Below are 23918 nucleotides of genomic sequence, written 5' to 3'. Positions count from 1 at the left end.
GGAGCTTTGCCCACCTAGGACGAAGCTCCGCTAAAGTTTATTTTGAGTTAGTTTTCACCCTGGCATGTACGACCTCATTGGCGACATTCATGGCCACGCCGATGAGCTGCGGGCCCTACTACACCACCTAGGCTACCGCCCCGATGCTGCGGGTGTACCACACCACCCGGCGGGCCGGCAGGTTATTTTTCTGGGCGACTACATCGACCGCGGCCCCAAAATCCGCGAAACCTTGCAGCTGGTGCGCAGCATGGTAGACGGCGGCGCGGCGCTCGCCATCCTGGGCAACCACGAGTACAATGCCTTGGCTTTTTGGCAGGCTTACCCCACGGGCGGCCACATTCGGCCGCACTGGCCCTGGCATATCAAGCAGCACTACCGCACCATCACGGAGTTTAGCACGCCCGAGCTTTTCAAAGAGTGGCAAGACTACCTAGGGTGGTTTCTCACGCTGCCGCTGGCCCTAGAGCTACCTGGCCTGCGCGCCGTGCACGCCTGCTGGGAGCCCCGGCACCTAGACTACCTGCGTGGTGAGCTGCCGGACCTGCGCCTCACGCCCGAGTTCATGCTGCGGGCCGGCCACCGCGGCTCGCCCGAGTACGAAGCCACCGAAACCACCCTCAAAGGCCGCGAGGTACGCCTGCCCAAGGGCGTCAGCTTCTTCGACAAAGACGGCCACCCGCGCGAGCTAATGCGCGTGCGCTGGTGGCAAAACCCCGCCACGGCCCCTAGCTACGCCCATTACTACCTCGAAGACCTACCCGAGCTACAGGGCCAAGCCGTCGATTTTGCCAACCTAGACCCCTCTTACTACCAAGACGATACGCCCGTATTCTTCGGCCATTACTGGCTGCGCGGCACGCCACAACTGCTGCAGCCCCACGCCGTGTGCCTCGACTACAGCGTAGCCAAGGGCGGCCAGCTCGTAGGCTACCGCTGGGATGGCGAGCAAGTGCTCAGCGCGGATAAGCTAGTGTGGGTGGAGTAGAAATACGATTGTCATGCAGAGCGCAGCGAAGCATCTTGCGTGCTGCACTAATCTCAAAAACGCCAGGATTTACTGCACCACGCGAGATGCTTCGCTGCACTCTGGATGACTAACATAAGATTAAGCCTAATTAACAATGCCCCACTCTACTCCTGCCTTCAGCCCTGCCGCCGACCTAGCCTGGGAAACCACTGGCCCCGGCGTGCGCCGCACTCTAGTAGCTTACAACGACGACTTGCTTTTGGTAAAGGTAGAGTTTGAGACCGGCGCCGTGGGTGCCCTGCACCAGCACGTGCACAGCCAGATTTCCTACATCGAAAGCGGCGAATTTGAAGTGACCGTGGGCGACGAAACCCGGGTGCTACGGGCCGGCGACACCTTCTACGCCGCCCCCAACGTGCCGCACGGCGTGGTGGCCCGGCAGGCAGGCACGCTGCTTGATTCCTTTAGCCCCATGCGACTCGATTTTTTACCCGCTTAACTCTGCTTAGTTGGCCCGCTTAGCGGGTGGTGCCAGGCCTGCCTGTTGCGTCAGCCATTGCACCAGCAGCTGCAACTCGACGGGTGAGAAGGTCTCTGGATTGTCAAACAACGACTTTTCCTGCCCGGGCACATTGGTTTGGAAGAAGTGATTGACCTGCGGTATCGTCTTTACCGTCACGTGTTGATTGTTAGCCTGCTGTAGCTGGGCTTGCAACGCCGGCAGCTGGGTGGCAGCGGGTGTTTCGGCGTCCTGCTCGCCAGTGAGGGCCAGCACGGGCATCTTCAGCTGGCGCAAGTATGGAGTAGGGTCTTGGGCCAGGATATCGTGCATAATGTGCTCTAGGTAAGTGGGCGCGTAGTACGCAACCTCCTCCGCGCTCACCCCAAAGGCGGGTGCTTCGCGCTGCATTTGGGCGAGGGCCGCGGCACTGTCGGGCACCGCCGCCGCAATGGCAGTCAGCCTGTCGTGCAGCCGGATGTACTTCTCCACGCCCGGCTTGTCGGCCGCGCTCGCGGCGGCAAGCCGGGCGTGAAAATTAGCCCGCATCCGCGCCTGGTATAGCGTAGCATTGGGCTGGCCGATGCCACCTAGCAGCACTACGCCGGCCAGCGTGGGGTCTTGCGCGGCTACCTGCACTGCCTCTAGCGAGCCTTGGCTGTGCCCCAGCACGAATATCGGCCCTAGATGCAAGCGGCGGTCGGCCCGCAGGGCGCGCACCGCGGCGGCCGCATCGCGCGCAAAGTCAGTAGTGCCCGCCGTGGCGTAGCGCCCAGTCGAGGCCCCTACCCCCCGCTCATCGTAGCGCAACACGATGAAGCCCTGCCGCGTCAGCGCATCGGCGGGCACCAAAAAGGACTTGTGGCCAAACTCCTCACTATCGCGATTGTGCGGCCCCGAACCCGAAATAAATACGATGGCTGGCCCGCGCTGGCTCGGCGGCGCCGTAATGGTGCCCGCTAGCGTCACCCCTGGTGCCCCACCCGCAAACGTGATAGGCAGCTCGTGATAAGGCACCGGCCGACTAGGCACCTGGGTGCGCACAGGCTGTAGCTTGGCTAGGCGTGCGGGCGCTACGGGACTCAGCCGCAGGGGCAACCGCTGGCCCGCGGCCAGCAGGTAGCCGGTCAAGCCCAGCGTGTCGGTAGTGCGACGCGCTATGTAGCTGCCCGGCAGTGCCCCAATACGTAGCCGCAGGCTATCGCCGACAGAAGTAATCTGGTCTACCTGCATGGCGTGCAGCCCTAGGCTGGGCAGGGCAACCGTCGGTTTGCGCGCAGGTGGTTGCTGCTGCGCCGCAAAATCGACCAGCACCAAGGCCGGACTGCCATATAAATTAATTGTACCCGCCCACGTGCCCCTAAACGAAGAGACCGGTGAGGCCTGCCCGAAGCTACTGGTGCTCCACAGCCCAACCAAGCAAGTAATGAGCACGCGCCATTGCCTTGCCGAGCAAATTGGCTTTGGGAGAATACGTATTGGCAACGACATACAGGTAGGGAGTGATTCTTAGGGCGTTCACTGCTTAAGATGTCGCAAGTAACGCATTTGCACATACTAGCTAGCCGCACGCCGCCAAACGCCGTACCTTTGCCTCTGCAGTGAGCCACCCCACCGCCGCGCCCAACGCAAATGCGGGCGGGGAGGAAAGTCCGGGCTACGCAGGGCACCCTGCTTCCTAACGGGAAGGACTGGCCAATCGGGCCAGGACAGCCAGTGCCACAGAAAATAACCGCCCGCAAGGGTAAGGGTGAAAAGGTGCGGTAAGAGCGCACCAGCGGCTGGGTGACCACGCCGGCTGGGTAAACCTCAGGGGTTGCAAGACCAAATAAGCAGACACGTCGCGCTCCTTGGAGAGCGGCACCGGGCGGCCCGCTCGGGTTTGCGGGTAGGTCGCTGGAGCCTAGGGGTGACCCTAGGCCTAGATAAATGGTGGGGCCGCCGCCGGAGGAAACTTCGAAGGGCGTGACAGAACCCGGCTTATCGGCTCATTGCCTAATTTCGGCGGCTGCTTTCGCAAGAAGGCAGCCGCTTTTTTAGTGATTAACGTTTAGGGTCTAGTGACTAATGGGTGGCCCCTCTCCTTTTAGCGCTGGCGATAAACTATTAATCACTAAATATTAAACGTTAATCACAAGCAAAATGCCGCGCATCCTCACCATTGACGACGAAAAAGCTATCCGCTTTGCCCTCAAGGACATATTAGAGCTGGAAGGCTACCAGGTAGACCAAGCTGAAGACGGGCCCACCGGCTTGGACCTGCTCATCCAGCAGAAATACGACGTGGTGCTGTGCGACATTAAAATGCCGCGTATGGACGGCCTAGAGGTCCTGGAACGCGCCCGCACGCTGGCTCCCGACGCGGCCTTCATCATGCTTTCGGCCCACGGCAACATCGAGTTAGCAGTAGAAGCCACCAAAAAAGGCGCCTTCGACTTTCTGCCCAAGCCCCCCGACCTCAACCGCCTGCTCGTGACCGTGCGCAACGCCTTGGACAAGAGCAAGCTCGTTACCGAAACCAAAACGCTCAAGAAGAAACTGGCCGTGAGCACCGGCAAGGGCTCCGAGATGATAGGCACCTCGGCCACCCTAGGGGCCGTGCGTAAGGCCATCGAGAAGGTAGCGCCCACCGATGCCCGCGTGCTCATCACCGGCCCCAACGGCGCAGGCAAGGAGATGGTAGCCCGCCAGCTACACCAGCTCAGCCCGCGCGCCAATGGCCCGCTGGTGGAGGTAAACTGCGCCGCCATCCCGAGCGAGCTAATTGAAAGTGAGCTATTCGGCCACGAAAAAGGCTCGTTCACGTCGGCCGTAAAGCAGCGCATCGGCAAGTTTGAGCAGGCCGACGGCGGCACACTCTTTCTGGATGAAATTGGCGATATGAGCCTCTCGGCCCAGGCCAAGGTGCTACGCGCCTTGCAGGAAAGCAAAATCACCCGCGTGGGCGGCGAGAAGGAGATTTCGGTGAATGTGCGCGTGCTGGCCGCCACCAACAAAGACTTGCTACAAGAAATTGCCGACAAGAACTTCCGCGAGGACTTGTACCATCGTCTCTCGGTTATTCTCATCAAAGTACCAGCTCTCAACGACCGCCGCGACGATATTCCGGACCTAGTACAGAAATTTTTGCAAGACATTGCCGCCGACTACGGCGACAAGCCCAAGAAAATTTCGCCCGCCGCCCTCAAATATCTCCAAGGCCTCGACTGGCGCGGCAACATCCGCGAGCTGCGCAACGTGGTCGAGCGCCTAGTTATTATGAGTGACACCACCATTGAAGAGGCTGACGCCAAATCGTTTGCCGGGAAGTAGGTGGTTATCTTAAACCTGTCATGCTGACGCAGGAAGCATCTTATCACGCAAGGTTCTGACTTGATAAGATGCTTCCTGCGTCAGCATGACACATTATAGGCAGCTCTAATCACACTAGCTGGCTGCACCCGCGAATATCTGAGTTATCCATGCGCCCCAGCACCTCAAAAGCACCGTTGGCGTGCCGCCGGGCCAAGTCTTTGGTCTCGATGAAAGCACAAGAATCGACGTTGGCTAGGTCGATGACATTGATGGCACCATCCACGCGGTCCTCCCCTACCGAAAACGGGTCGGCGGGGTCGCGCAGCAGTACTTGCAGCTGCGGCGGCGCATAAAATAGGCCGTCGCCGGGCGAGTACGCCTGACTCAATAGCTCAGTCATGCCATACTCAGAGTGAATGGGCGCGGGTCCAAACGCTTGTTGCAGTTCCTGGTGCAGTTCCTCGCGTATCATCTCGCGGCGGCGACCTTTCATACCACCCGTTTCGAGCACCGTGATGCCTTGCAGCTCGGGCGCGGCGCCTACTTCGGCTGCTAGGTCGAGCAGCGCATACGTAACGCCGAACAGCATCACGCGGCGGCCCGGCTGCGCCTTGGCCTCTCCTAGGGCCCGCAGCAGGCCGGCGTGGTCGCGCAAGAAAAAGGCTTCTTGCGTTTGCCCCGAACGCTGGGCAAAATCAGCCACCATTGCCACCAGCGACGACTCGCCTTGCTCTAGATAGGAAGGCAGCAGCCCCAGAAACGTCCAGCTAGTGAGCGGCCCATAGGCAGCTTCGAAAATGCGGGCCGCATTAGCCCGGTATAGCGCCGGCTCGCGCACTAGGTGGCGGCTGCGCTGCTGCAAGGTGGTACCACTGCTCCTGAACTCCTCCTGCGGCTGCCACTCGGCTGGGTCGGTGCGCACGTCGTGGGTTTTGAAAAACTCGATGGGCAAAAACGGAATATCTGTCATCCGGGTCACTGGCTCGCGGGGGCCTAGGGCCGCCAAATACGCGGCATAAGGTGGGCAGTGCTCGGCCTGGTAGGCGTATAGGCGCAGGGCGGCCGCTTCGGCGGTGGCCGCCGTAAGCTGAGGCAGTTGCCGGAGGTAATCGGCGCGGAAACTCATAGGAAACTAGCGGGGTTATGGAAGCTCACAACAATCGGGCGGGTCACATCGTTGTCGAGCAGCGTATCTTCGGCACCAGTCACGGGCGGTATTACTATAACTTTCTCTTGCGTATGAATCTGCGACTACTCCGAGTGGTGGGGCTATTGAGTATGGGAGCGCTGGGCCTTACCAGCTGCCTCCAAGAGCCAAGCTATCCCGACACGCCCGAAATAAGCTTTAATAATATTCGCCAGCAGCGCTTTACTGTAGCCAATTCTACTGTACCCATCGACTCGGTGTACATTACGGTAAACTTTCAGGATGGCGATGGCGACCTGGGCCTAAACACTGTCGAAGCACAGTCTGCACCTTACGGCAGTAAAGACCGAGCGGCTGTCAATTACATTAATACGGCTTTTATTAAGAACGTCAACGCAGGTGGGCGGTTCGATTCGGCGCGCATTTTCTACAATTACTTGCCCAAGCGCGACTTATACAGCCTCTTCGACCACCTCTCGCCTACCACCGACAACCGGAAGGCTCCGCTGCGGGGCACGCTCACGCGGGCGTATGGCTTCTACCTAGGCTCGCCGTATTTGCCCGGCCAAGAAATTAAGTTTAAGGTCAGCATCTACGACCGCGCCCTGCACCAAAGCAACGAAATCGAAACGACCAGCCTGGTCATTCCGCAGCGCTAGGTTCCTTTACCTTCTGATAATGAAAGCCCGCCAGTAGACCTGGCGGGCTTTTTTGGGTACCTAGGGCACGTAAATAACTCTCAAAAAGGCCTGTCATGCTGAGCTTGCGAAGCATCTTCTCACGTTGGGTTTCTGCCCCTAGCGTGAGAAGATGCTTCGCAAGCTCAGCATGACAGGCAGAGTAGTGTGTAGACTAAGGTAGGACCTAGGGCTAATAAATAGCGGCAAACTGCTGGGGGTCGACCTCGCGCATCATGTCGTACACCACGTCGAAAACATCCTCCACGTTGGGCTTGGAGAAATAGTCGCCGTCGGAGCCGTAGGGCGGGCGGTGGGCCTGGGCCGAGAGGCAGCGCGGGGCCGAGTCGAGCAGTTGGTAGGCATTCTGGTTGTCGAGCACCTGCTGCATCATGTAAGCGGTGGCGCCGCCGGGTACGTCCTCGTCGGCAAATACCACGCGGCCCGTTTTGCGCAGGCTGTCGGCAATGAGCTGGTCGGTGTCGAAGGGCAGCAGCGTCTGTACGTCTATCACTTCGACCGAAATGCCTACCTCGGCGAGCTGTGCGGCGGCGTCGAGCACGATGCGGCACATCGAGCCGTAAGTGACGATGGTAATGTCTTCACCCTGGCGCAGCACCTCGGGCCGACCTAGGGGCAGGGTAAACTCGCCCACGTTGGTGGGCAGCTTTTCCTTAAGGCGGTAGCCATTCAGGCATTCGATTACCAGCGCCGGCTCGTCGCTACGCAGCAGTGTGTTGTAGAAGCCCGCCGCTTGGGTCATGTTGCGCGGCACGCACAGGTGCATGCCCCGAATCGAGCCGAGTATCATTTGGATGGGCGAGCCCGAGTGCCACACGCCCTCTAGCCGGTGGCCGCGGGTGCGCACTATCAGCGGCGCCTTCTGTCCGCCCTTGGTGCGGTACTGCAAGCAAGCTAGGTCATCGCTTAGCGGCTGCAAGCCATACAGCAGGTAGTCAAGGTATTGAATCTCCGCGATGGACCGCAGCCCGCGCAGCGCCGTGCCAATGCCCTGCCCAATAATGGTGCATTCGCGGATGCCAGTGTCGGTCACGCGCAGGTCCCCAAACTTAGCTTGCAAGCCCGCAAAAGCCTGGTTCACATCGCCGATGTAGCCCACATCTTCGCCGAATGCTAGTACCCTAGGGTCGCGCTCGAAGTTGGCCGTGAAGCAAGCTTGCAGCACCTCGCGGCCATCCACCAGTGGGGCATCGGCGGCGTACTCGGCGGGCACTTCTTCGATGTTGCCCACTGCCTCGTCGCTCTGGCTGAAGAGGTACGAGTTGTAGTGGTCGGCGCTGTTGGCCAGGCACTCTTCGAGCAGGCGCTGAGCAGCGCGGCGGCCAGCGGTAGGCCGGTTGCCGCGCACTTGGCGCAGTGCCTTGCGCAAGGTGCGCACGATGTCGGCCCGGATGGGCGTCACGTTGGTTTGGAAGCTCTTGACCAACTCGGCCAGCTGGTTTTCGGCCCCGTTGTCGGCCACCAGTTGGTTGAGCACTTTCACGGCCTCGTCGCGCTCCTCTTGGATGGGATTGAAGTACGCGGCCCAGGCAGCGGTGCGCGCCTGCTTGATGGTGGCAGCGGCCGTTTTCTCGATTTGGGCCAGCTCATCGGCCCCCGCGATGCCCTCGGATAGCAGCCACTCGCGCATTTTGGTCAAGCAGTCGTGCTGCTCTTCCCAGCTCAGGCGCTCCTTCGACTTGTAGCGCTCGTGCGAGCCGCTGGTGCTGTGGCCCTGGGGCTGGGTCACTTCGGTTACGTGCACCAGGGTGGGCACGTGGGCCGCCCGGCAAATGGCGGCGGCTTTTTGGTAGGTGTCAAGCAGCGTGGGGTAGTCCCAGCCGCGCACTACGTAGATTTCAAATCCGTCTTGGCCCTCGCCTTCGCGCTGAAAACCAGCGAGCAGGGCCGAAATATTCTGCTTGGTAGTCTGGTACTCGGCGGGCACCGAAATGCCGTAGTGGTCGTCCCACACGCTCACCAGCATCGGTATTTGCAGTACGCCAGCTGCGTTTAGGGCTTCGAAGAACATGCCCTCCGAGGTGCTGGCGTTGCCGATGGTGCCGAACGCGACCTCGTTGCCATTCACCGAGAAGTCGCTGTACTGGTGCAGCTCGGGATTTTGGCGGTAGAGCTTGCTAGCGTAAGCCAGGCCCACGAGGCGCGGCATTTGGCCGGCAGTGGGCGATATATCGGCCGACGAATTTTTGGCCTGAGCTTGATTTTTGAACTTGCCATCCTCGTCGAGCTGGCGGGTGGCAAAGTGGCCGTTCATGCAGCGGCCAGCAGTGGCGGGGTCGGCCTCTGCGTCGGGGGTGGCGTAGAGCTGGGCGAAGTATTGCTCCCAGGTCAGCTCGCCGATGGCCACCATAAAGGTTTGGTCGCGGTAGTAACCGGCGCGGTGGTCGCCGGCCCGAAAGGCGTGGGCCATGGCCAGCTGGGGCAGCTCTTTGCCATCGCCAAAAATGCCAAATTTGGCCTTGCCCATAAACACCTCGCGGCGGCCGGCCAGCGAGGCGTAGCGGCTTTCCCAACCTAGGCGGTAATCGTGGAGAATGTCGGCTTTGGTGAGCGCAAGAAGGGCCGGGGCTTCAGTAGCAGCAAGCAGGGGCACGGACATGGCGGAGCAGGTTGAGTGAGCGGGTGGGGAAGGGTAGAATGCGGCTGCAAATCTACGGAAGCGGCCGGGGGCAGCCCGTATATTTGCTTATGGCACCCGGCCTAGGTGGGGTGTGAGGCCACCGGCCGGGCATTTGCCTTAAAGCCAGCAACGGGCCCTTTTTGTTCATCCTACGCGCCGGGCACAGACTCGGCACCTTGGCTATGCGCTACGTTTCTACACTTATTTTCTGCTTGTTAGCTCTGGCGAGCCGTGCCCAGGGCGTGCTCACCTTCGAGCGCACCGACCACGACTTTGGCAAGGTGCCCGAGGGCACACTAGCCAGTTATGAATTCAAGTTTAAGAATACCGGCAACCAGCCCATCGTCATTGCCAGCGCCCAGGCCAGTTGCGGCTGCACTACCCCCGACTGGACCAAAACGCCGGTACTGCCCGGCAAGTCGGGCGTTATCAAGGCGGTGTATAACAGCGCCGGCCGCCCCGGCGTGTTTGCCAAGACCGTGACCGTGGTCAGCAATGCCACCGAGGGCACCAAGGTGCTCAGCCTCAAAGGCACGGTGCTCAGCAAAGAAGAACTACGCGCCGCCCTCACGCCGGCTCAGCTTGCGGCCTCGCCGCGCCTAGTGCTTGAGCGCAGCACCTACGACTTTGGCCGCATCGAAGCCGGGCAGCAGCCAGTGGCCCGCATTGGCATCAAAAACACTGGCCCCAAAGAGCTTGTGCTAAGCACTATTTCGTCGCCCTGCTACTGCGTGGGCTACCGCGGCGTGCCGCCCACCATCAAGCCCGGCCAGAGCGCCGTGGTTGAGCTGGTATACTCACAGCGTAACGTTGGCGCAGCTATCGAAGAAGTAAAGCTGGCTTCCAACGACCTGCACGGCGATGCCAAGCTCACACTCAAAGCCAACGTGGTGAAGGACCTAGTGCCGACAAGCTTAGTGAAAGAAAGCGGGGCGTCCGTACCGTTTAAGTAAGAGCGCCTTGCATGCGTCTCGTGCCTTTGCCTTAACAGAAAAGCCTTGCCAGTGTGGCGAGGCTTTTTTGTTAAAAGCCATCTAGCCCATACGTATCAGCTGCTTCCTCCTCGTCTGTTTCGTCCCAATCTTCTTCAACGTACCAGCCACGCCAGCCTACGGGCTCAGGATAAAGAGTTTGATACTCTAGCTGGGCTGCGGGGCTAAGTTTTTCCCACCATTCTACAAACTTCCAAGAATAATTTTCTCCTGCTCCCATTCGCCATAGAATAGCGTGGTATTTCAGGATACTTAAGCCACAGCGGCAGCATGGCATTGCGTAGCTCTATTTCTGTTGCAGTGTTCATAGGTGATTGAGAAAATAGATTGTTGCTAGTTTTTTAGAGCATAGGTAACAGGCTAGCGGAGCTTATGCAAAACAATTCATGTACGTACATTATTTTTGCATGTATACTATCTATTTCAATCATGGACCCTACCACTCTTCCGGCTTATACGGCGCCCGCTGGCACTGGCATCGGCCACGTGCATTTGCAAGTCACGGACTTACCTCGGGCGCTGGCGTTTTACCGCGACCTCCTAGGCTTTGAGGTAATGCTGCTAGCCGGTGGGCAGGCGGCCTTTTTATCGGCGGGTGGCTACCACCACCACATTGGGCTTAATACCTGGCATAGCCGGGGCGGCAGGCCGGCCCAGCGTGAGGGCGTGGCGGGGCTCTACCATGCTGCCATCTTGTACGCTACGCGGGCCGAGCTGGCTACCATCGTGAAGCGCTTGATACAGGCGGGCTACCCGCTGCGCGGAGCCTCCGACCACGGCGTGAGTGAGGCCATTTACCTCGATGACCCCGATGGCAACGGCCTAGAGCTGTACTGGGACCGCCCGCGGGCAGAGTGGCCCACCACGCCCGACGGCAAGCTGACGATGTATACCCACCCACTAGATATGCAAGGCCTGCTGCGCCTGGCCGAGTAAGCACGGGCTGCCCAAGCAGGCGCACCCGCGGGCGTATCTTTGCGGCAGGATTCTCGTCAACTTCTCCCCTCCTACCCTTATGATTATCGGTGTTCCGAAGGAAATTAAAAATAACGAAAACCGCGTAGGCCTAACGCCCGCCGGTGTAGCTGAGCTGCGCAAGCACGGCCACTCGCTTTTCGTGCAGGCAAGCGCGGGCGAAGGCTCGGGCTTCAGCGATGCGGAGTACGAAACGGCGGGCGCGACGCTGCTGCCGACCATCGCCGATGTATACAAGCAGTCGGAGATGATTATCAAGGTGAAGGAGCCGATTGCTGAGGAGTACCCGCTCATCAAGGAAAACCAGCTGCTGTTCACCTACTTCCACTTTGCCAGCGGCGAGGAGCTGACCCACGCCATGGTAGAGCGCAAGGCCATCTGCCTGGCCTACGAAACCGTGGAGCTGCCTTCGCGGGCGCTGCCGCTGCTCATCCCGATGAGCGAGGTGGCCGGCCGCATGGCCCCACAGGAAGGTGCTAAGTACCTAGAGAAGCCTCTGAAAGGCCGCGGCATTCTCCTAGGTGGTGTGCCCGGCGTGAAGCCCGCGCACGTGCTCGTGCTGGGTGCTGGCATCGTGGGCACGCAAGCCGCGAAGGTGGCTGCTGGCCTGGGCGCGCAAGTAACGGTGATGGACATCAACCTGAACCGCCTGCGCGAGCTCGACGACTTTATGCCCAAAAACGTGGTGACGCAGTACTCGAACGAGTACAACATTCGCGAAGCCATCAAAACAGCCGACCTCGTGGTAGGCGCTGTGCTGATTCCGGGTGCCAAGGCTCCGCACCTCATCACCCGCGACATGCTCAAGACCATGCGCCCCGGCACGGTGCTCGTGGACGTGGCCGTGGACCAGGGTGGCTGCATCGAGACCTGCAAGCCCACCACCCACGAAAACCCGACCTTCATCATCGACGATGTGGTGCACTACTGCGTGGCTAACATGCCGGGCGCCGTGCCCTACACCAGCACGCTGGCCCTCACCAACGCCACCCTGCCCTACGCTGTGCAGCTTGCCAACCTAGGCTGGCAAGAAGCCTGCCGCCGCAACGCAGCACTGCGCCTCGGCCTAAACGTGGTGCACGGCGACGTGGTGTACCAAGGCGTAGCTGAAGCCTGGGGCCTGCCGCTCGTAGACGTAGACTCGGTGCTGGAAGGCGCTGCTGTGTAAGCAATTGTTGCGCGGACTTTGTAGTCCGCGTTTACCTGCTTGCACACTGACAAACGCGGACTACAAAGTCCGCGTAACCAAAAAAGGCCTGCTGGAGGAGCGTCCGGCAGGCCTTTTTTTATGCTTCCACTGCGGGTCCCATAATTTTCTTGCGGTGGTTCTTCCCCCAGTCACGCAGGGCAAAAATGACGGGGTCGAGGCTATCGGCGTAGGGCAGCACCTCGTAGGTCACGAGCACGGGCGGGCCTTCCTGCACGGTGCGCCGGATGAGCTGGTGCTGCTCTAGGTCCTTCAACTCCTTGGCTAGTACCTTGGAGGAAATGCCAGGAATGCTGCGCTCAATATCGCGAAAGCGCTGGTGTCCAGTAGCTAGCGCTACTAGTATTAGCAGCTTCCACTTGCCACTAACTACTTCAAGGGCATCGCGTAAGGAGGGGAGCGTGGTGAGGCAGTGCCCCATGCTGGTGGCTGGCATAAGCGGAGTGGTTACGTGGAGGTGAGCACTTACCTAGAGGTAGCTGCTAACTTTTAGTAAGTAAAGATAACGACCTTTGCAGTGTCATCGGGGTAAGGCTCCTGCCCGGCCCGGTGCTTCTTCATTACTAAAGTCGGGGCTGGCGCCCCACGTTTCTATTTCATCATGAGCAACATTCTTGTAACCGGCGCTACGGGCGGCCTAGGTAAGGCCGTAATTGAAAACCTACTGAAAACCGGCAGTCCCGACCAGCTTTCGGTGCTGGCGCGCGACCCCGCCAAGGCCGCCGACCTGCAAGCCCAGGGCGTCACCATCAAACAGGGCGACTACAACGACTACGCCTCGCTGGTGGCTGCCTTCAAAGGCATAGACAAGCTATTCCTGGTGTCCGGCAACGACGTACCCAACCGCGTGCCCCAGCATACCAACGCTATCAATGCGGCCAAAGAGGCTGGCGTGAAGCACGTAGTATACACCAGCTTCCAGCGCAAGACCGAGGATGGCTCGTCGGCTGCCGCCTTTATCGCCGAAGCGCACCTCATCACCGAAAAGCTGCTAAAGGAGTCGGGCCTGACCTACACCATTCTCAAGAATGCGCTGTACCTAGAGGTGCTGCCGCTGTTTATGGGCCCGGTGCTCGAAACCGGCACTATCTACCTGCCGGCTGGTGAGGGCAAAGTCCCCTTCGCTAGCCGTGCCGACATGGGCGCCGCTGGCGCGGCCGTGCTCACTGGCACCGGCCACGAAAACCAGAGCTACGACATTGCTAACAATACGTCGTACTCTTTCTATGACATTGCCAAGATACTGAGCGACTTGTCAGGCAAAACCACTCAGTACGTTTCGCCCGATGCCGAGGAATTTGGCACAGCGCTGGTAGCTGCGGGCGTGCCCGCTGGGGCCATCCACATGACAGCGGGCTTCAGTGTGGCCATCGCGCATGACGAATTTGATTTCCCCAGCACCACGCTGGAAAAGCTGCTTGGCCGCAAGCCCGAGTCGGCGGCTGAGTTCCTGAAAGCCGCTTACAAGCTGTAAGGCTGACTGACGCGACCTAGGACACAAAAAAGCCTCCGCAGCGGATTGCGGAGGCTTTTTGTGTCCTAGGTATTTATTACTCGCCTAAGCGAAACGGCACGATGCGCTGCCGCTGCCCCCCAAGCTCGCCGATGCTCAGCTCCACCACATCGCCGGCTTGCAGAAATTGCGGCGGGTGCAGCCCCACGCCCGAGCCAGCCGGGCTGCCCGTGGTAATAACGTCGCCGGGCAGCAGCGTCATAAACTCGCTCACGTAGCTGATGAGCTTGGGCAAGGTAAATAGCATGTCGGCCGTAGTGCCATTTTGCCGAGACTCGCCATTGACTGTGAGCCAGATGGATAAATTCTGCGGGTCGGGCACCTCGGCGGCAAGCGTGAGGTACGGACCTAGGGGCGCGAACGTATCGGCGCTCTTGCCCTTGGTCCACTGCCCGCCGCGCTCTAGCTGAAACGCCCGCTCGCTGTAGTCATTCAAGATGGTGTAGCCCGCCACGTAGCCGAGCGCCTCGGCCTCTGGCACGTAGCGGGCGCGGCGGCCGATGACAAACGCCAGCTCGGCTTCGTAGTCGAGCTTGGTGGCATTGCGGGGCAGTATCACCTCGTCATTGGGTCCGCAGATGGCAGAAGGCGCTTTCAGAAAGAAAACCGGCTCGGCGGGCGTACCTAGGCCAGTTTCGGCGCCGTGCTGGCGGTAGTTGAGCCCGATGGCAATGAGCTTGGAGGGCCGGGCTACGCAGGGACCGAGGCGAGTCTCGGCGGGCACCATAGGGCACGCCGTGGCTTGGGCGTCGAGCCACGCCGCGAGGCGCGTGAGGCCGTCGGTAGCAAAGAATTTCTCGTCGTAGTCTTCCCCAAAAGCCGACACGTCGAGCGAGAGGCCGGCGGTAGTTAGCACGCCCGGCTTTTCCTGGCCCACGGGGCCAAAGCGCAATAATTTCATACTGCCTACTACGGCCGGCTGGCCGCCTGCGATGGGGCGGCGCGGTATCTCGGGCTGGTTTTTCCGCCGCTAGCTGGCCGAGGCTTCCGCATAAGTTGGGATGTCAGCCAAGCGCTCATTTACCCCGCGCTCAAAATCGACGCGCCAACAATAATGCACTAAGCCATTGCTGAGCAGCAGGAAGGGGGCGCGCATCGTTTGGTTGTAAGTGGCCACTTGCTGGGCCACGGCGGGCGTGATGGCCACGCTAGGGCGCTTGCACTCGACTAGCAGCAGCGGGCGGCCGTCGGGGCCCAGGGCCACGAGGTCGGTGCGCTTTTGGCGCTGGTTGTAGCGGTGGCCGCGCTCTAGGCTCAGTAGGCCGCGGGGGTAGCCTAGGTGCGTCATTAGGTACTGCGCCACGTGCTGCCGTACCCACTCCTCGGGGGTCAGCACCACGTACTTGCGGCGCAGTTCATCCCAGATTTCGGGGATGTTTGCAGAATTTTGCCTAATTTTGTAGTCGAAAGGCGGCAGGTCCAACGCTTGCATCACCTCCAAAGGTATGGGTTTGGCAGTCGCATTTCGCCTGGGTTTCGTACCCATCGCGCCGCCATACCCTACCGGGTAGGCGGCTTTTTTAGTTTAGTGCGTTGTGCTCAGCTGCTGGTGCTCAGGCCCTATCAATTGACTACAAAACGCTATCAACCAACCTCTAAGCACCAACAACAAAGCACTACATATGAAGACCAAAGAAGACATTGTAAACAACTGGCTGCCACGCTACACGGGCGTGGCCCTGAACGAGTTTGGGCAGTACATTCTGCTCACCAACTTCAGCAACTATGTGTACATGTTTGCCGAGCAGTTTGGCGTAGAGGTGCGCGGCACCGACAAGCCCATGCAGTCGGCTACCTCGGGTGGCATCACCATCATCAACTTCGGCATGGGCTCGCCGATGGCCGCCACGGTCATGGACTTGCTGTCGGCCATCAAGCCCAAGGCGGCGCTGTTCCTAGGTAAGTGCGGCGGCCTCAAAAAGACCAAGCTCGGCGACTTGGTGCTGCCCATCGCAGCCATTCGCGGCGACGGTACCAGCGATGATTACCTGCCCAAGGAAATCCCGGCCCTCCCCTCTTTCCGCCTGCAGCGCGCCGTGTCTTCGATGATTAAGAAGCACGAGCTCGACTATTACACCGGCACCGTGTACACCACCAACCGCCGCGTGTGGGAGCACGACCAGGAGTTTAAGGACTACCTGCGCCGCGTGCGCGCCCTGGCTGTGGATATGGAAACGGCGACCATCTTCGTGGTGGGCTTCATGAATGACATTCCGCACGGCGCGCTGCTGCTCGTGAGCGACAACCCCATGACGCCCGAGGGCGTGAAAACGGCTGAGTCGGACTCCAAGGTGACTACCAACTTTGTGAAGCGGCACCTAGAAATCGGCATTGAGTCGCTGCTGGAATTGAAGAATTCGGGCGAATCGGTGAAGCACCTGAAATTCGAATAGACCGCAGCTTGTAGCGGATTTAACGACTTTCGCAGATACGCCCGGCTGACCAGGTGTCGGTTGAGCTACTTACATTTTGTAAAGATTTTGGCGGCCCTTTCTCTTTAGAGGAAGGGCTTAGCTTTGCCCCTAACCGGAACTTAACAAACCGTTTTGTACTATGAGGGGCATTTATAAACTTGGGAGTACTCTTGGCCTGGGCGTGACCCTAAGTGCTACCAGCTGCCACGCACCGCGTGAAAGCGTTGATTTGCTGATAACTAACGCCACAGTATATACGGTCGATTCTACTTTCAGCAAGGCACAAGCGTTTGCGGTGCGCGGCGGGCGCTTTGTAGCCGTAGGCACTACGGACGACCTAGCGGAGCGCTATCAGGCCGCCAAAACGGTGGATGCGGGCGGGCAATTTATTTACCCCGGCTTTTATGATGCGCACTGCCACTTCTACCGCTATGCCCTAGGGCTGCGCTCGGCCAATTTGGTGGGCGCCGCGTCGTGGGCCGAAACGGTAGGGCGCCTCTCGCAGCACCGGCAACAGCAGCCCGGCGCGACGTGGCTCACTGGCCGCGGCTGGGACCAAAACGACTGGCCCGGCCAGCGCTTCCCCACCAAAGACACGCTCGACGTGCTGTTTCCCAACGTGCCCGTTTTCATTATGCGTGTAGATGGGCATGCCGCGTTGGCCAACCAAAAGGCGCTCGACCTGGCGGGCATTACGGCGCGCACGCCCATCAGCGGCGGCGTGATTGGGCGCGATGCGCAGGGCCGCCTCACCGGCCTGCTCGTAGACAACGCGGTGAAGCTGGTGGCAGCCAAAATACCCGAACCCAGCCCCGCTGAGGCCGACGCGGCCCTGCTGCAAGGCCAGCAAAACTGCCTGGCCGTGGGCCTCACCAGCCTCGCCGATGCGGGCCTCAACCGGGAGGATATCGAGCGCATGGCCGCGCTACAAAAAGCCGACAAGCTGCACCTGCGCCTGTATACCATGCTCAACCCTACTCCCGAAAACAAGGCGTACTACCTACCTAGGGGCCCGTATTTCAGCGACAACCTCACTATTTCATCTTTCAAGGTGTACGCCGATGGGGCGCTGGGCTCGAGGGGGGCGTCGCTGCTAGCGCCCTATACCGACCGGCCCGCCGAGCGGGGCTTCTTGCTGCAAAACCCTGGCTACTACCGCAGCCTGGCCAAGGAACTAGCGGCCACCAAGTTTCAGATGAACACCCACGCCATCGGCGACTCTAGCAACCGGCTGCTGCTCGACATCTATGGCGCAGCTTTGAAAGGGCAACCCGACCGGCGCTGGCGCATCGAGCACGCGCAGGTAGTAAGCCAGGCCGATATGCCCAAGTTTGGCCAGTATCATATCGTGCCCTCGGTGCAGCCCACACACGCCACCTCCGATATGTATTGGGCCAGCGAACGCCTGGGCGCCCAGCGCTTGCAGACAGCTTACGCTTACCAGGAGTTGCTGAAGCAGTACGGCCAAGTGGCCCTAGGTTCCGATTTTCCGGTCGAGGACATTAATCCGCTCTACGGCTACCACGCGGCCGTGGCGCGGCAAGATGCTAAGAACTTTCCGGCGACCGGCTTTCAGATGACTAATGCCCTCTCGCGCCCCGACGCCCTGCGCGGTATGACGACTTGGGCCGCCCACGCCGCCTTTGAAGAAAAGCGCAAAGGCCAGATTAAGCCCGGCATGCTGGCCGACTTTGTGGTGCTAAAAACCGACCTGCTGACCGCGCCCAAAGAGCAGTTGCGCAACGCGGCGGTGCAACAGACTTGGATAGGCGGCAAGCAGGTATTTGTGCGGAAGTAGAAGCAAAATGATTACACTTCTACAATTGTCATGCTGACGAAGGAAGCATCTTATCACGCAAAGCTCTGACGTGATAAGATGCTTCCTTCGTCAGCATGACAATTGTGAAATACTAGCGCTTGGGCGCTTCGTCGGCCGAGCCGCCGTAGATGGCGGGCACCGGAATGTCGAGCAGGCGCAGGTAGACGCTCAGCTGGCCGCGGTGATGGATGAGGTGATTGAGCACCATCGTGCGCACCACGGCCGTGCGGGGCAGCGACAGCAACGTTTTGTCGCCGTGCGTGAGGCTCCAGATGTCGTTAAATGCGTCGTCGCTCACATCGGCCAGGGCCTTATGCAGGTTTTCGGCGTTGAGGTCAAAGCGTGCCAGCACGTCGGCCGCGGTGGCGGGGTTGTCGGGCATCTTATTGGCAGCCAAGTCAAATGCCGAGCCCTGCAACGACAGCTCTAGGAAGCCGATGAGGTTGGCCATGTGGCCGGCCAGCGTGCCCAGGCTCATGCTTTTGGCGTGGGGCTGCCAGCCAAATTGCTCGGTGGGTACCCGCTCCAGCACGCGGCGCGTGATGGCTAGCTCATGCTTTAATTCGTGGCCGAGCGCGGTTTGCAAATTGGGTTGGGGAGGATGAATCATGGCGCAAAGGTCGGCACGCTTTCGCGACGCGGCCTACCGAGTGGTTAGCGGGGTGTTTGCTACCGGCGAGGCGGGCGGGGGCGGCAGCACGGTGCCGCCAGCGGGCTCTTCGCGCAGCTTCTTCCCGCGCAGGCGCAGCAAGAAAACCAGACCTAGGGCGAAGAAAACAATGAGCGCCAAGATACTGTAGCGCATCGAGCCAAACCACTGGCTGATAATGCCCCAGGTAGCCGTACCGATTACGATACTCAGCTTTTCGGTCACGTCAAAGAAGCTGAAAAAAGCGGCCGTATTCGGCGTGTTTTCAGGAATAATCTTGGAATACGTGCTGCGCGAAAGGCTTTGGATGGCGCCCATGGTGAGGCCGATGACCGAGGCTAGGGCGTAGAAACTCCAGCCCGCCTGCACAAAGTAGCCGGCTACGCAAATGCCCATCCAGATAATTACCGACCATGACAGCGCCCGTGTATTGCCGATGGCCTCTGAGAGCTTGGCAAACAGGTAAGCGCCCGCAATGGCTACTACTTGCAGCAGCAAGATGGTGATAATGAGCGCGTCGTCGGCTAGATGCAGCTCGTCGGTGCCAAAGAGTGTGGCCACGTACATCACGGTTTGCACGCCCATGTTGTAGGTGAAGTACGCGAGCAGAAACTTTTTGAGATTGGGCAGCTGCTCCAATTGCCGCCACACCTTGGCTAGCTCGTGAAAACCGTTGAGCAGCCAGCCTTTATCGTCGGGGCCGGCCTGAGTACTGCGGCCGGGGTCGGCGGGCAGGGTGAAGAACGGGATTTGGGCGAAGCCGGCCCACCAGATGCCCGTGAGCAGAAACGAAATCTGCGCGGCCCGCTCGCTCGTGAGCCCTACTTTATCGTGAAACTGGTTAATGACCAAGCAAATGACCAGCAGAATAACCGACCCCACGTAGCCCATCGAGAAGCCTTTGGCCGACAGCGAGTCAAATTTTTCCTCGCTGCTGATTTCGGGCAGGTAGGAATTATAGAACACGATGCTGCCCGAAAACCCTACAGTGGCCAGGATAAACACGAACGTGGACTCGGTAAGCGTGGCGGGCGTGAAGAAGAACAGCCCGGCGCACGAGGCGGCCCCTAGGTAGCAGAAAATTTGCAAAAACAGCTTCTTCCGCCCCGAAAAGTCAGCCAGCGACGTTAGAAACGGGCTAATGAGCGCAATCAGCAGAAAGGCGGCCGAGATGGCGTAGGTGAGCAGCGACGAGCCCGGCACTTGAAACCCAAGAAAATCGACCGGGCTCTGGCCGCTGTCGGTGTGGGTTATCTTTTTGATAACGCTCGACCAGTAAATCGGAAAAATTGAGCTGGTAATCACGAGCGGGTACACCGAGTTGGCCCAGTCGTAGAAAGTCCAGCCGGTGGTGATGCGCTTGTTGTCTTTTTCGACGGCCGGCGCGGCGGTAGCGGTGGGGGTCATGCGTAGAAGGAAATTGGCAGGTGCCAAGATACTAGCGTTTCCTAGGTAGCGTGGAAGAACGCCGCTGCCGGTTAGTCAGAACCGACGAGCCAGTAAGTTGCTTACTTTCGGCCTTGATGAAGGCGATACTCCAAAAAACAACTCGCTGCTGGCTGCCGCTGGGCGCCGCGCTGCTCCTAGGTACTGCGGCGCGGGCGCAAGTGCTGCCCGGTTTGGTGGGCCAGTGGGAGGCCTATGAAATCGGCTTTACCGTGAGCGAAACGGTGCCCGACTCGGTGCGCGAGCGCCTCAACGACCCCCAGACCGCCGACCTCAACCACGGCATTGCCGAGGGCACTGCGCAGTTGCGAGTAGAATTTCGGGCCGATGGCGGCTACCGGTTCACGGTCATGCGCGGCGAGGAAGTAGTGCAGAACGAAATAGGCTCTTACTCTGTGAGCAAGAACCGCTTGCAAGCCAGCAGCCCCACCAGCCGCAACGGCTCGTCGTTCGATGGCCATCAAATTCGCAAGCTGAGCCGCCGCGTGCTGGTACTGGCTTTTCCGGTAGGTGAGGATATGCCGGGCGTTGAAGAAGAGATAGAGTACCGGCGGGTAAAATAGGCTACCCTAGGGCAGCGTATTGTGCCTCGGTATCTACATCGGTAGCGCCGCCGGGGAAATCCACCGTGGGCAGGTGGGCATACTGCTGCAATAGCTCTCGTGCACCAGCTGCCCCGCGCAGCGCCAGCAATTGCGGAAATATCTCACGGCTGAACAGCGCCGGCACACCTTGGGTGCCAGCGTAAGCCGAAGCCACTACGGGCTGCCCGGTAGCCTGAAACTGTACAATCAGCTCGCCAATAACTTCGGGCGTGAGCAGGGGCTGGTCGCAGAGCATGACGACTACGGCATCCACTTTAGCCGCTTCGGCCGCGGTTTCGAGCTCGGCTAGGCCCGCGGCGATGCTGCCACCCATGCCATCGGCCCAGGCATCATTGCGCACCACGTGGAAAGGCAGGCCGTCGATTTCGGGCAGCAGCTCGTCGTGGAGGGCGCCGGTCACAAGCACTAGCGGGCGGCAAGGCGAAGCCGTGGCTACCTCGGCGGCGTGGCGCAGCAGCGTGCTGCCCTGGTAGGGCAACAACTGTTTGGGGCGGGCGAGGCGCGAAGACGAGCCGGCGGCCAGGAGTATCAGGCCAACGGTAGCGGTGGGGTCGTGGTGCATGGGGTAATTAGTTGAATGAGTACGAAGCCAGCATTTGGCCTACGCTCTTACGTAAAAACCCCACCCCCGGCCCCTCCCCTCCGGGAGAGGGGAGCCTTTCATTCTCTAACGTGAGAGTCACTAGGCTCCCCTCTCCCGGAGGGGAGGGGCCGGGGGTGGGGTATCATGGGCAGCGAGTACCTAGCTCGGCAATCCAGCCATCAGCACCTTATCGGGCGTGAGAGGCAGGTCGCGCAGGCGCTTACCGGTGGCGTGGTACACGGCGTTGGCCACAGCGGCGGCCACGCCCACCATCGCAATTTCGCCGATGCCCTTCACCCCCATCGCGTTGATGTAGGGGTCGTGCTCTTCCACAAATTCTACCGTCATGTTCGGGATATCGGCATTCACGGGCACGTGGTAGCTGGCTAGGTCGGCGTTGGTGTAACGCGAGTAGTGCGGGTCGCGCACGGTTTCCTCCATCAGGGCCGAGCCGATGCCAAAGATAGCGCCACCAATAATTTGGCTACGAGCAGTTTGGGCATTCAAGATGCGGCCAGCGCCGATAACGCTCACCCACTTTGACACCCGAATGGTGCCTAGGTCCATATCGACGCGCACCTCGCAAAAATGCGCCCCAAAGGAGTGCATAGAGTGGTGGCCGGCCTGGTCTTTTTGGGTGGGGTCGGCGTTTTTAGCGGCGGCCGCGTCTTCATAGCCCGAGCCGTATTTGCCCTGCGCCATGCCCTCAATGTCAGTGATTTCGCCGCGCTTCATCAGCTCGCCAAAGGCCTCGCCTTTCTTCGGGTCTTTCTTGAGGAATAAGCGGCCTTTCTCCACGGTCACGTCTTCGGGCTTGGCCCGGTAGAGTGGCGATTTTTTGTCGATAACAGCGGCCTTGATAAGCTTTTGCCACACGTCCTGGCAAGCCAGGAAAATACTCGACGACACCGTGCCGGCCGCTACCGAGCCGCCCGAGTTGGGGGCCGTCGGCAGTTGCGTATCGCCTAGCTCGAAGCGCACTTTCTCGATGGGCAAGCCCAGCGAATCGGCGGCCACTTGGGTCATTACGGTGTAGGTGCCGGTGCCTAGGTCGGTGGCGCCGGCCTGCACCACGGCGTGGCCGTCGGCGTAGAGGCGGGCGCGGGCCGTGCCCTGCGAGTTGTGCACGGGGTAGCTAGCCGAGGCCATGCCCATGCCCACGAAGTAGCGGCCGTCGCGGGTGGCGCCAGCCTTGGGGTTGCGCTTACTCCAGCCAAACAGCTCGGCGCCACGGGTGTAGCACTGCTTCAGGCTCTTGCTGCTCCACTGCTGGCCGGTGCCGTAGTCGTGGTCGGCGTAATTGCGCAGCCTGATTTCGATAGGGTCCACGCCTAGGCGGGCGGCTAGGTCGTCCATCGAGCACTCGATGGCAAACGAGCCGGGCGCCTCGCCAGGGGCCCGCATAAAGGTGCTGGTCATCACGTTGGCCCGCGCCAACTCGTAGCTGCTCTCGAAGCTCGGTGAGGCATAAAGCAGGTCCACAATCTTGGAGTTGGGCTCGGCGTAGTTGTCCCAGGGCGAGGTCGTGGACTGCTTGGTGTGGATGAGCGAGGTGATTTTGCCATCGGCCGAAGCTCCTAGCTTCATTACCTGGCTCTGGTCTTCGCGATGGCCCATGCTCGTAAACATCTGCGGGCGCGTGAGCATTAGCTTCACCGGCCGGCCCACGGCCTTGGCGGCCTGCACCGTGAGGACGGTGTGTGGCCAGGTCGAGCCTTTGCAGCCAAACCCACCCCCTAGGTACTTGGTAATCACGCGCACCTGCTCGCGCGGCAGGCCGGTCATGGCCGACAGCGTCGACTGCGTACGCGTGACGCCCTGCGTCGATTCGTACACCGTGAGGCGGTCGGCCGCTTCCCAGTGGGCCGTGGTCGAGCCGGGCTCCATGGGGTTGTGGTTGTACACGGGGTGCGTGTAAGTGGCCGTGAGCTGGATAGGCGAGCTGGCAAACGCAGCCTGCGGCTCGCCGCGCTTGGTGTGGCCCTTTTGCTTGCCATCCTGCACCTTTTCGGGGTCAAACAGCTCGGCCTTGGGGTCGTGGAAGTCGGCAATGGGCTTTTGCGGAGCGTAGGTCACCTTCACCAGCGTGGCGGCATGGGTGGCGTGCTCTAGGGTGTCGGCCACAACGAGGGCCACCGGCTGCGCGGCGTAGAATATCTCGTCGGAGGTAAGAGGCATAAAGCCCATCGGGGCATTCGTGTCCTTCTTGCCTTCGGGCGTATCGGGCGTTTTGGCGAGCTTGGGCAGGTTTTGGTGCGTGAGCACCGCAATAACACCCAGCTCTTTAGCAGCGGCCGTAGTGTCGATACTCTGGATTTTACCCTTAGCAATGGGGCTGGTGGCCAGCACGCCGTAGGTGAGGCCGGGCAATGCAAACTCGGCGGCGTACTTAGCCTTGCCGGTTACTTTTTCGCGGCCCTCGACGCGCACCAGGGGCTTGCCCACAAAGCCGCCGGGCTGGTCAGAAAATTGGGGTTCGGATGACAT

General features: G+C 60.3%; 21 protein-coding genes and 1 other RNA gene. 12 read left to right on the top strand and 10 right to left on the bottom strand.

Annotation, left to right across the window (positions count from 1 at the left end; all coding sequences use genetic code 11):
• Positions 1 to 64: 64 nt before the first annotated feature.
• Together FNT36_RS20365 and FNT36_RS20360 are read left to right on the top strand one after the other, a co-directional pair.
• The gene (locus FNT36_RS20365; RefSeq protein ID WP_144851509.1) at positions 65 to 988 is read left to right on the top strand and encodes a metallophosphoesterase; all 924 of its coding nucleotides are present in this window, start codon (positions 65 to 67) and stop codon (positions 986 to 988) included.
• A gap of 136 nt (positions 989 to 1124) precedes the next feature.
• Entirely contained in the window at positions 1125 to 1469 is a 345-nt protein-coding gene (locus tag FNT36_RS20360) for a cupin domain-containing protein (RefSeq protein WP_144851507.1), read from the top strand.
• Positions 1470 to 1475: 6 nt separating this feature from the next.
• Here the strand turns inward: FNT36_RS20360 and FNT36_RS20355 are convergent, their stop codons facing one another.
• Positions 1476 to 2903, bottom strand: a complete 1428-nt coding sequence (locus FNT36_RS20355) for an alpha/beta hydrolase (protein WP_233636104.1) — start codon at positions 2901 to 2903, stop codon at positions 1476 to 1478.
• Positions 2904 to 3067: 164 nt separating this feature from the next.
• Here FNT36_RS20355 and rnpB point away from each other — a divergent pair.
• Positions 3068 to 3468, top strand: an RNA gene (gene rnpB / locus FNT36_RS20350) — RNase P RNA component class A.
• Positions 3469 to 3611: 143 nt separating this feature from the next.
• Positions 3612 to 4781, top strand: coding sequence for a sigma-54-dependent transcriptional regulator (locus tag FNT36_RS20345; RefSeq protein WP_144851503.1), 1170 nt, complete (start codon positions 3612 to 3614; stop codon positions 4779 to 4781).
• A gap of 109 nt (positions 4782 to 4890) precedes the next feature.
• Here the strand turns inward: FNT36_RS20345 and FNT36_RS20340 are convergent, their stop codons facing one another.
• Positions 4891 to 5889, bottom strand: a complete 999-nt coding sequence (locus FNT36_RS20340; RefSeq protein ID WP_144851501.1) for an acyl-CoA synthetase family protein — start codon at positions 5887 to 5889, stop codon at positions 4891 to 4893.
• Between the two features lie 113 nt (positions 5890 to 6002).
• On the opposite strand from FNT36_RS20340, the gene FNT36_RS20335 reads away from it, so the two are divergent.
• Positions 6003 to 6569, top strand: a complete 567-nt coding sequence (locus FNT36_RS20335; protein ID WP_144851499.1) for a hypothetical protein — start codon at positions 6003 to 6005, stop codon at positions 6567 to 6569.
• Positions 6570 to 6780: 211 nt separating this feature from the next.
• Here FNT36_RS20335 and FNT36_RS20330 read toward each other — a convergent pair whose 3' ends face one another.
• A complete protein-coding gene (locus FNT36_RS20330; RefSeq protein WP_144851497.1) occupies positions 6781 to 9207 on the bottom strand; it encodes an alpha-ketoacid dehydrogenase subunit alpha/beta in 2427 nt (808 codons plus the stop codon).
• A 203-nt stretch (positions 9208 to 9410) separates the two neighbouring features.
• Between FNT36_RS20330 and FNT36_RS20325 the strand changes: the two genes are divergently transcribed.
• The 3 genes from FNT36_RS20325 (at position 9411) to ald (ending at position 12363) form a co-directional block, all read left to right on the top strand.
• A complete protein-coding gene (locus FNT36_RS20325) occupies positions 9411 to 10181 on the top strand; it encodes a DUF1573 domain-containing protein (RefSeq protein WP_144851495.1) in 771 nt (256 codons plus the stop codon).
• A 468-nt stretch (positions 10182 to 10649) separates the two neighbouring features.
• Positions 10650 to 11156, top strand: a complete 507-nt coding sequence (locus FNT36_RS20320; RefSeq protein ID WP_144851493.1) for a VOC family protein — start codon at positions 10650 to 10652, stop codon at positions 11154 to 11156.
• Between the two features lie 79 nt (positions 11157 to 11235).
• Positions 11236 to 12363 (top strand): alanine dehydrogenase, encoded by a 1128-nt coding sequence (ald, locus tag FNT36_RS20315; protein ID WP_144851491.1) that lies wholly within the window; start codon positions 11236 to 11238, stop codon positions 12361 to 12363.
• Positions 12364 to 12481: 118 nt separating this feature from the next.
• Here the strand turns inward: ald and FNT36_RS20310 are convergent, their stop codons facing one another.
• Positions 12482 to 12838 (bottom strand): winged helix-turn-helix transcriptional regulator, encoded by a 357-nt coding sequence (locus FNT36_RS20310; protein WP_144851489.1) that lies wholly within the window; start codon positions 12836 to 12838, stop codon positions 12482 to 12484.
• Between the two features lie 165 nt (positions 12839 to 13003).
• Here FNT36_RS20310 and FNT36_RS20305 point away from each other — a divergent pair, with 165 nt between their 5' ends.
• Entirely contained in the window at positions 13004 to 13876 is an 873-nt protein-coding gene (locus FNT36_RS20305; RefSeq protein ID WP_144851487.1) for an SDR family oxidoreductase, read from the top strand.
• A gap of 76 nt (positions 13877 to 13952) precedes the next feature.
• Here FNT36_RS20305 and FNT36_RS20300 read toward each other — a convergent pair whose 3' ends face one another.
• Together FNT36_RS20300 and FNT36_RS20295 are read right to left on the bottom strand one after the other, a co-directional pair.
• Positions 13953 to 14816, bottom strand: a complete 864-nt coding sequence (locus FNT36_RS20300; RefSeq protein ID WP_144851485.1) for a fumarylacetoacetate hydrolase family protein — start codon at positions 14814 to 14816, stop codon at positions 13953 to 13955.
• Positions 14817 to 14885: 69 nt separating this feature from the next.
• Entirely contained in the window at positions 14886 to 15347 is a 462-nt protein-coding gene (locus tag FNT36_RS20295; protein ID WP_144851482.1) for a type I restriction enzyme HsdR N-terminal domain-containing protein, read from the bottom strand.
• Positions 15348 to 15537: 190 nt separating this feature from the next.
• On the opposite strand from FNT36_RS20295, the gene FNT36_RS20290 reads away from it, so the two are divergent.
• Together FNT36_RS20290 and FNT36_RS20285 are read left to right on the top strand one after the other, a co-directional pair.
• Positions 15538 to 16308 carry an AMP nucleosidase gene (locus tag FNT36_RS20290; RefSeq protein WP_144851480.1) on the top strand — a complete coding sequence of 257 codons (771 nt, stop codon included), beginning with the start codon at positions 15538 to 15540 and terminating at the stop codon, positions 16306 to 16308.
• Positions 16309 to 16558: 250 nt separating this feature from the next.
• Entirely contained in the window at positions 16559 to 18127 is a 1569-nt protein-coding gene (locus FNT36_RS20285) for an amidohydrolase (protein ID WP_317129622.1), read from the top strand.
• Positions 18128 to 18239: 112 nt separating this feature from the next.
• On the opposite strand, the gene FNT36_RS20280 is transcribed toward FNT36_RS20285, so the two are convergent.
• Together FNT36_RS20280 and FNT36_RS20275 are read right to left on the bottom strand one after the other, a co-directional pair.
• Positions 18240 to 18758 (bottom strand): DinB family protein, encoded by a 519-nt coding sequence (locus tag FNT36_RS20280; RefSeq protein ID WP_144851476.1) that lies wholly within the window; start codon positions 18756 to 18758, stop codon positions 18240 to 18242.
• A gap of 33 nt (positions 18759 to 18791) precedes the next feature.
• Complete coding sequence (locus FNT36_RS20275; RefSeq protein ID WP_144851475.1) at positions 18792 to 20204, bottom strand: MFS transporter; 1413 nt, start codon at positions 20202 to 20204, stop codon at positions 18792 to 18794.
• 116 nt (positions 20205 to 20320) lie between these two features.
• Between FNT36_RS20275 and FNT36_RS20270 the strand changes: the two genes are divergently transcribed.
• On the top strand, positions 20321 to 20806 hold the full coding sequence (locus FNT36_RS20270) for a hypothetical protein (protein ID WP_144851473.1): 486 nt from the start codon (positions 20321 to 20323) through the stop codon (positions 20804 to 20806).
• 1 nt (position 20807) lies between these two features.
• On the opposite strand, the gene FNT36_RS20265 is transcribed toward FNT36_RS20270, so the two are convergent.
• Together FNT36_RS20265 and FNT36_RS20260 are read right to left on the bottom strand one after the other, a co-directional pair.
• Positions 20808 to 21410: a nucleotidyltransferase family protein gene (locus FNT36_RS20265; RefSeq protein ID WP_144851471.1), complete on the bottom strand. Its 603-nt coding sequence runs from the start codon at positions 21408 to 21410 to the stop codon at positions 20808 to 20810.
• Positions 21411 to 21590: 180 nt separating this feature from the next.
• Positions 21591 to 23918, bottom strand: coding sequence for a xanthine dehydrogenase family protein molybdopterin-binding subunit (locus tag FNT36_RS20260; RefSeq protein ID WP_144851469.1), 2328 nt, complete (start codon positions 23916 to 23918; stop codon positions 21591 to 21593).

The sequence above is a fragment of the Hymenobacter setariae genome (assembly GCF_007713685.1).
Classification (GTDB): Bacteria; Bacteroidota; Bacteroidia; order Cytophagales; family Hymenobacteraceae; genus Hymenobacter; species Hymenobacter setariae.
Note: the sequence above shows the minus strand (reverse complement) of the source record. Positions and strands in the feature narration are given on the sequence as shown.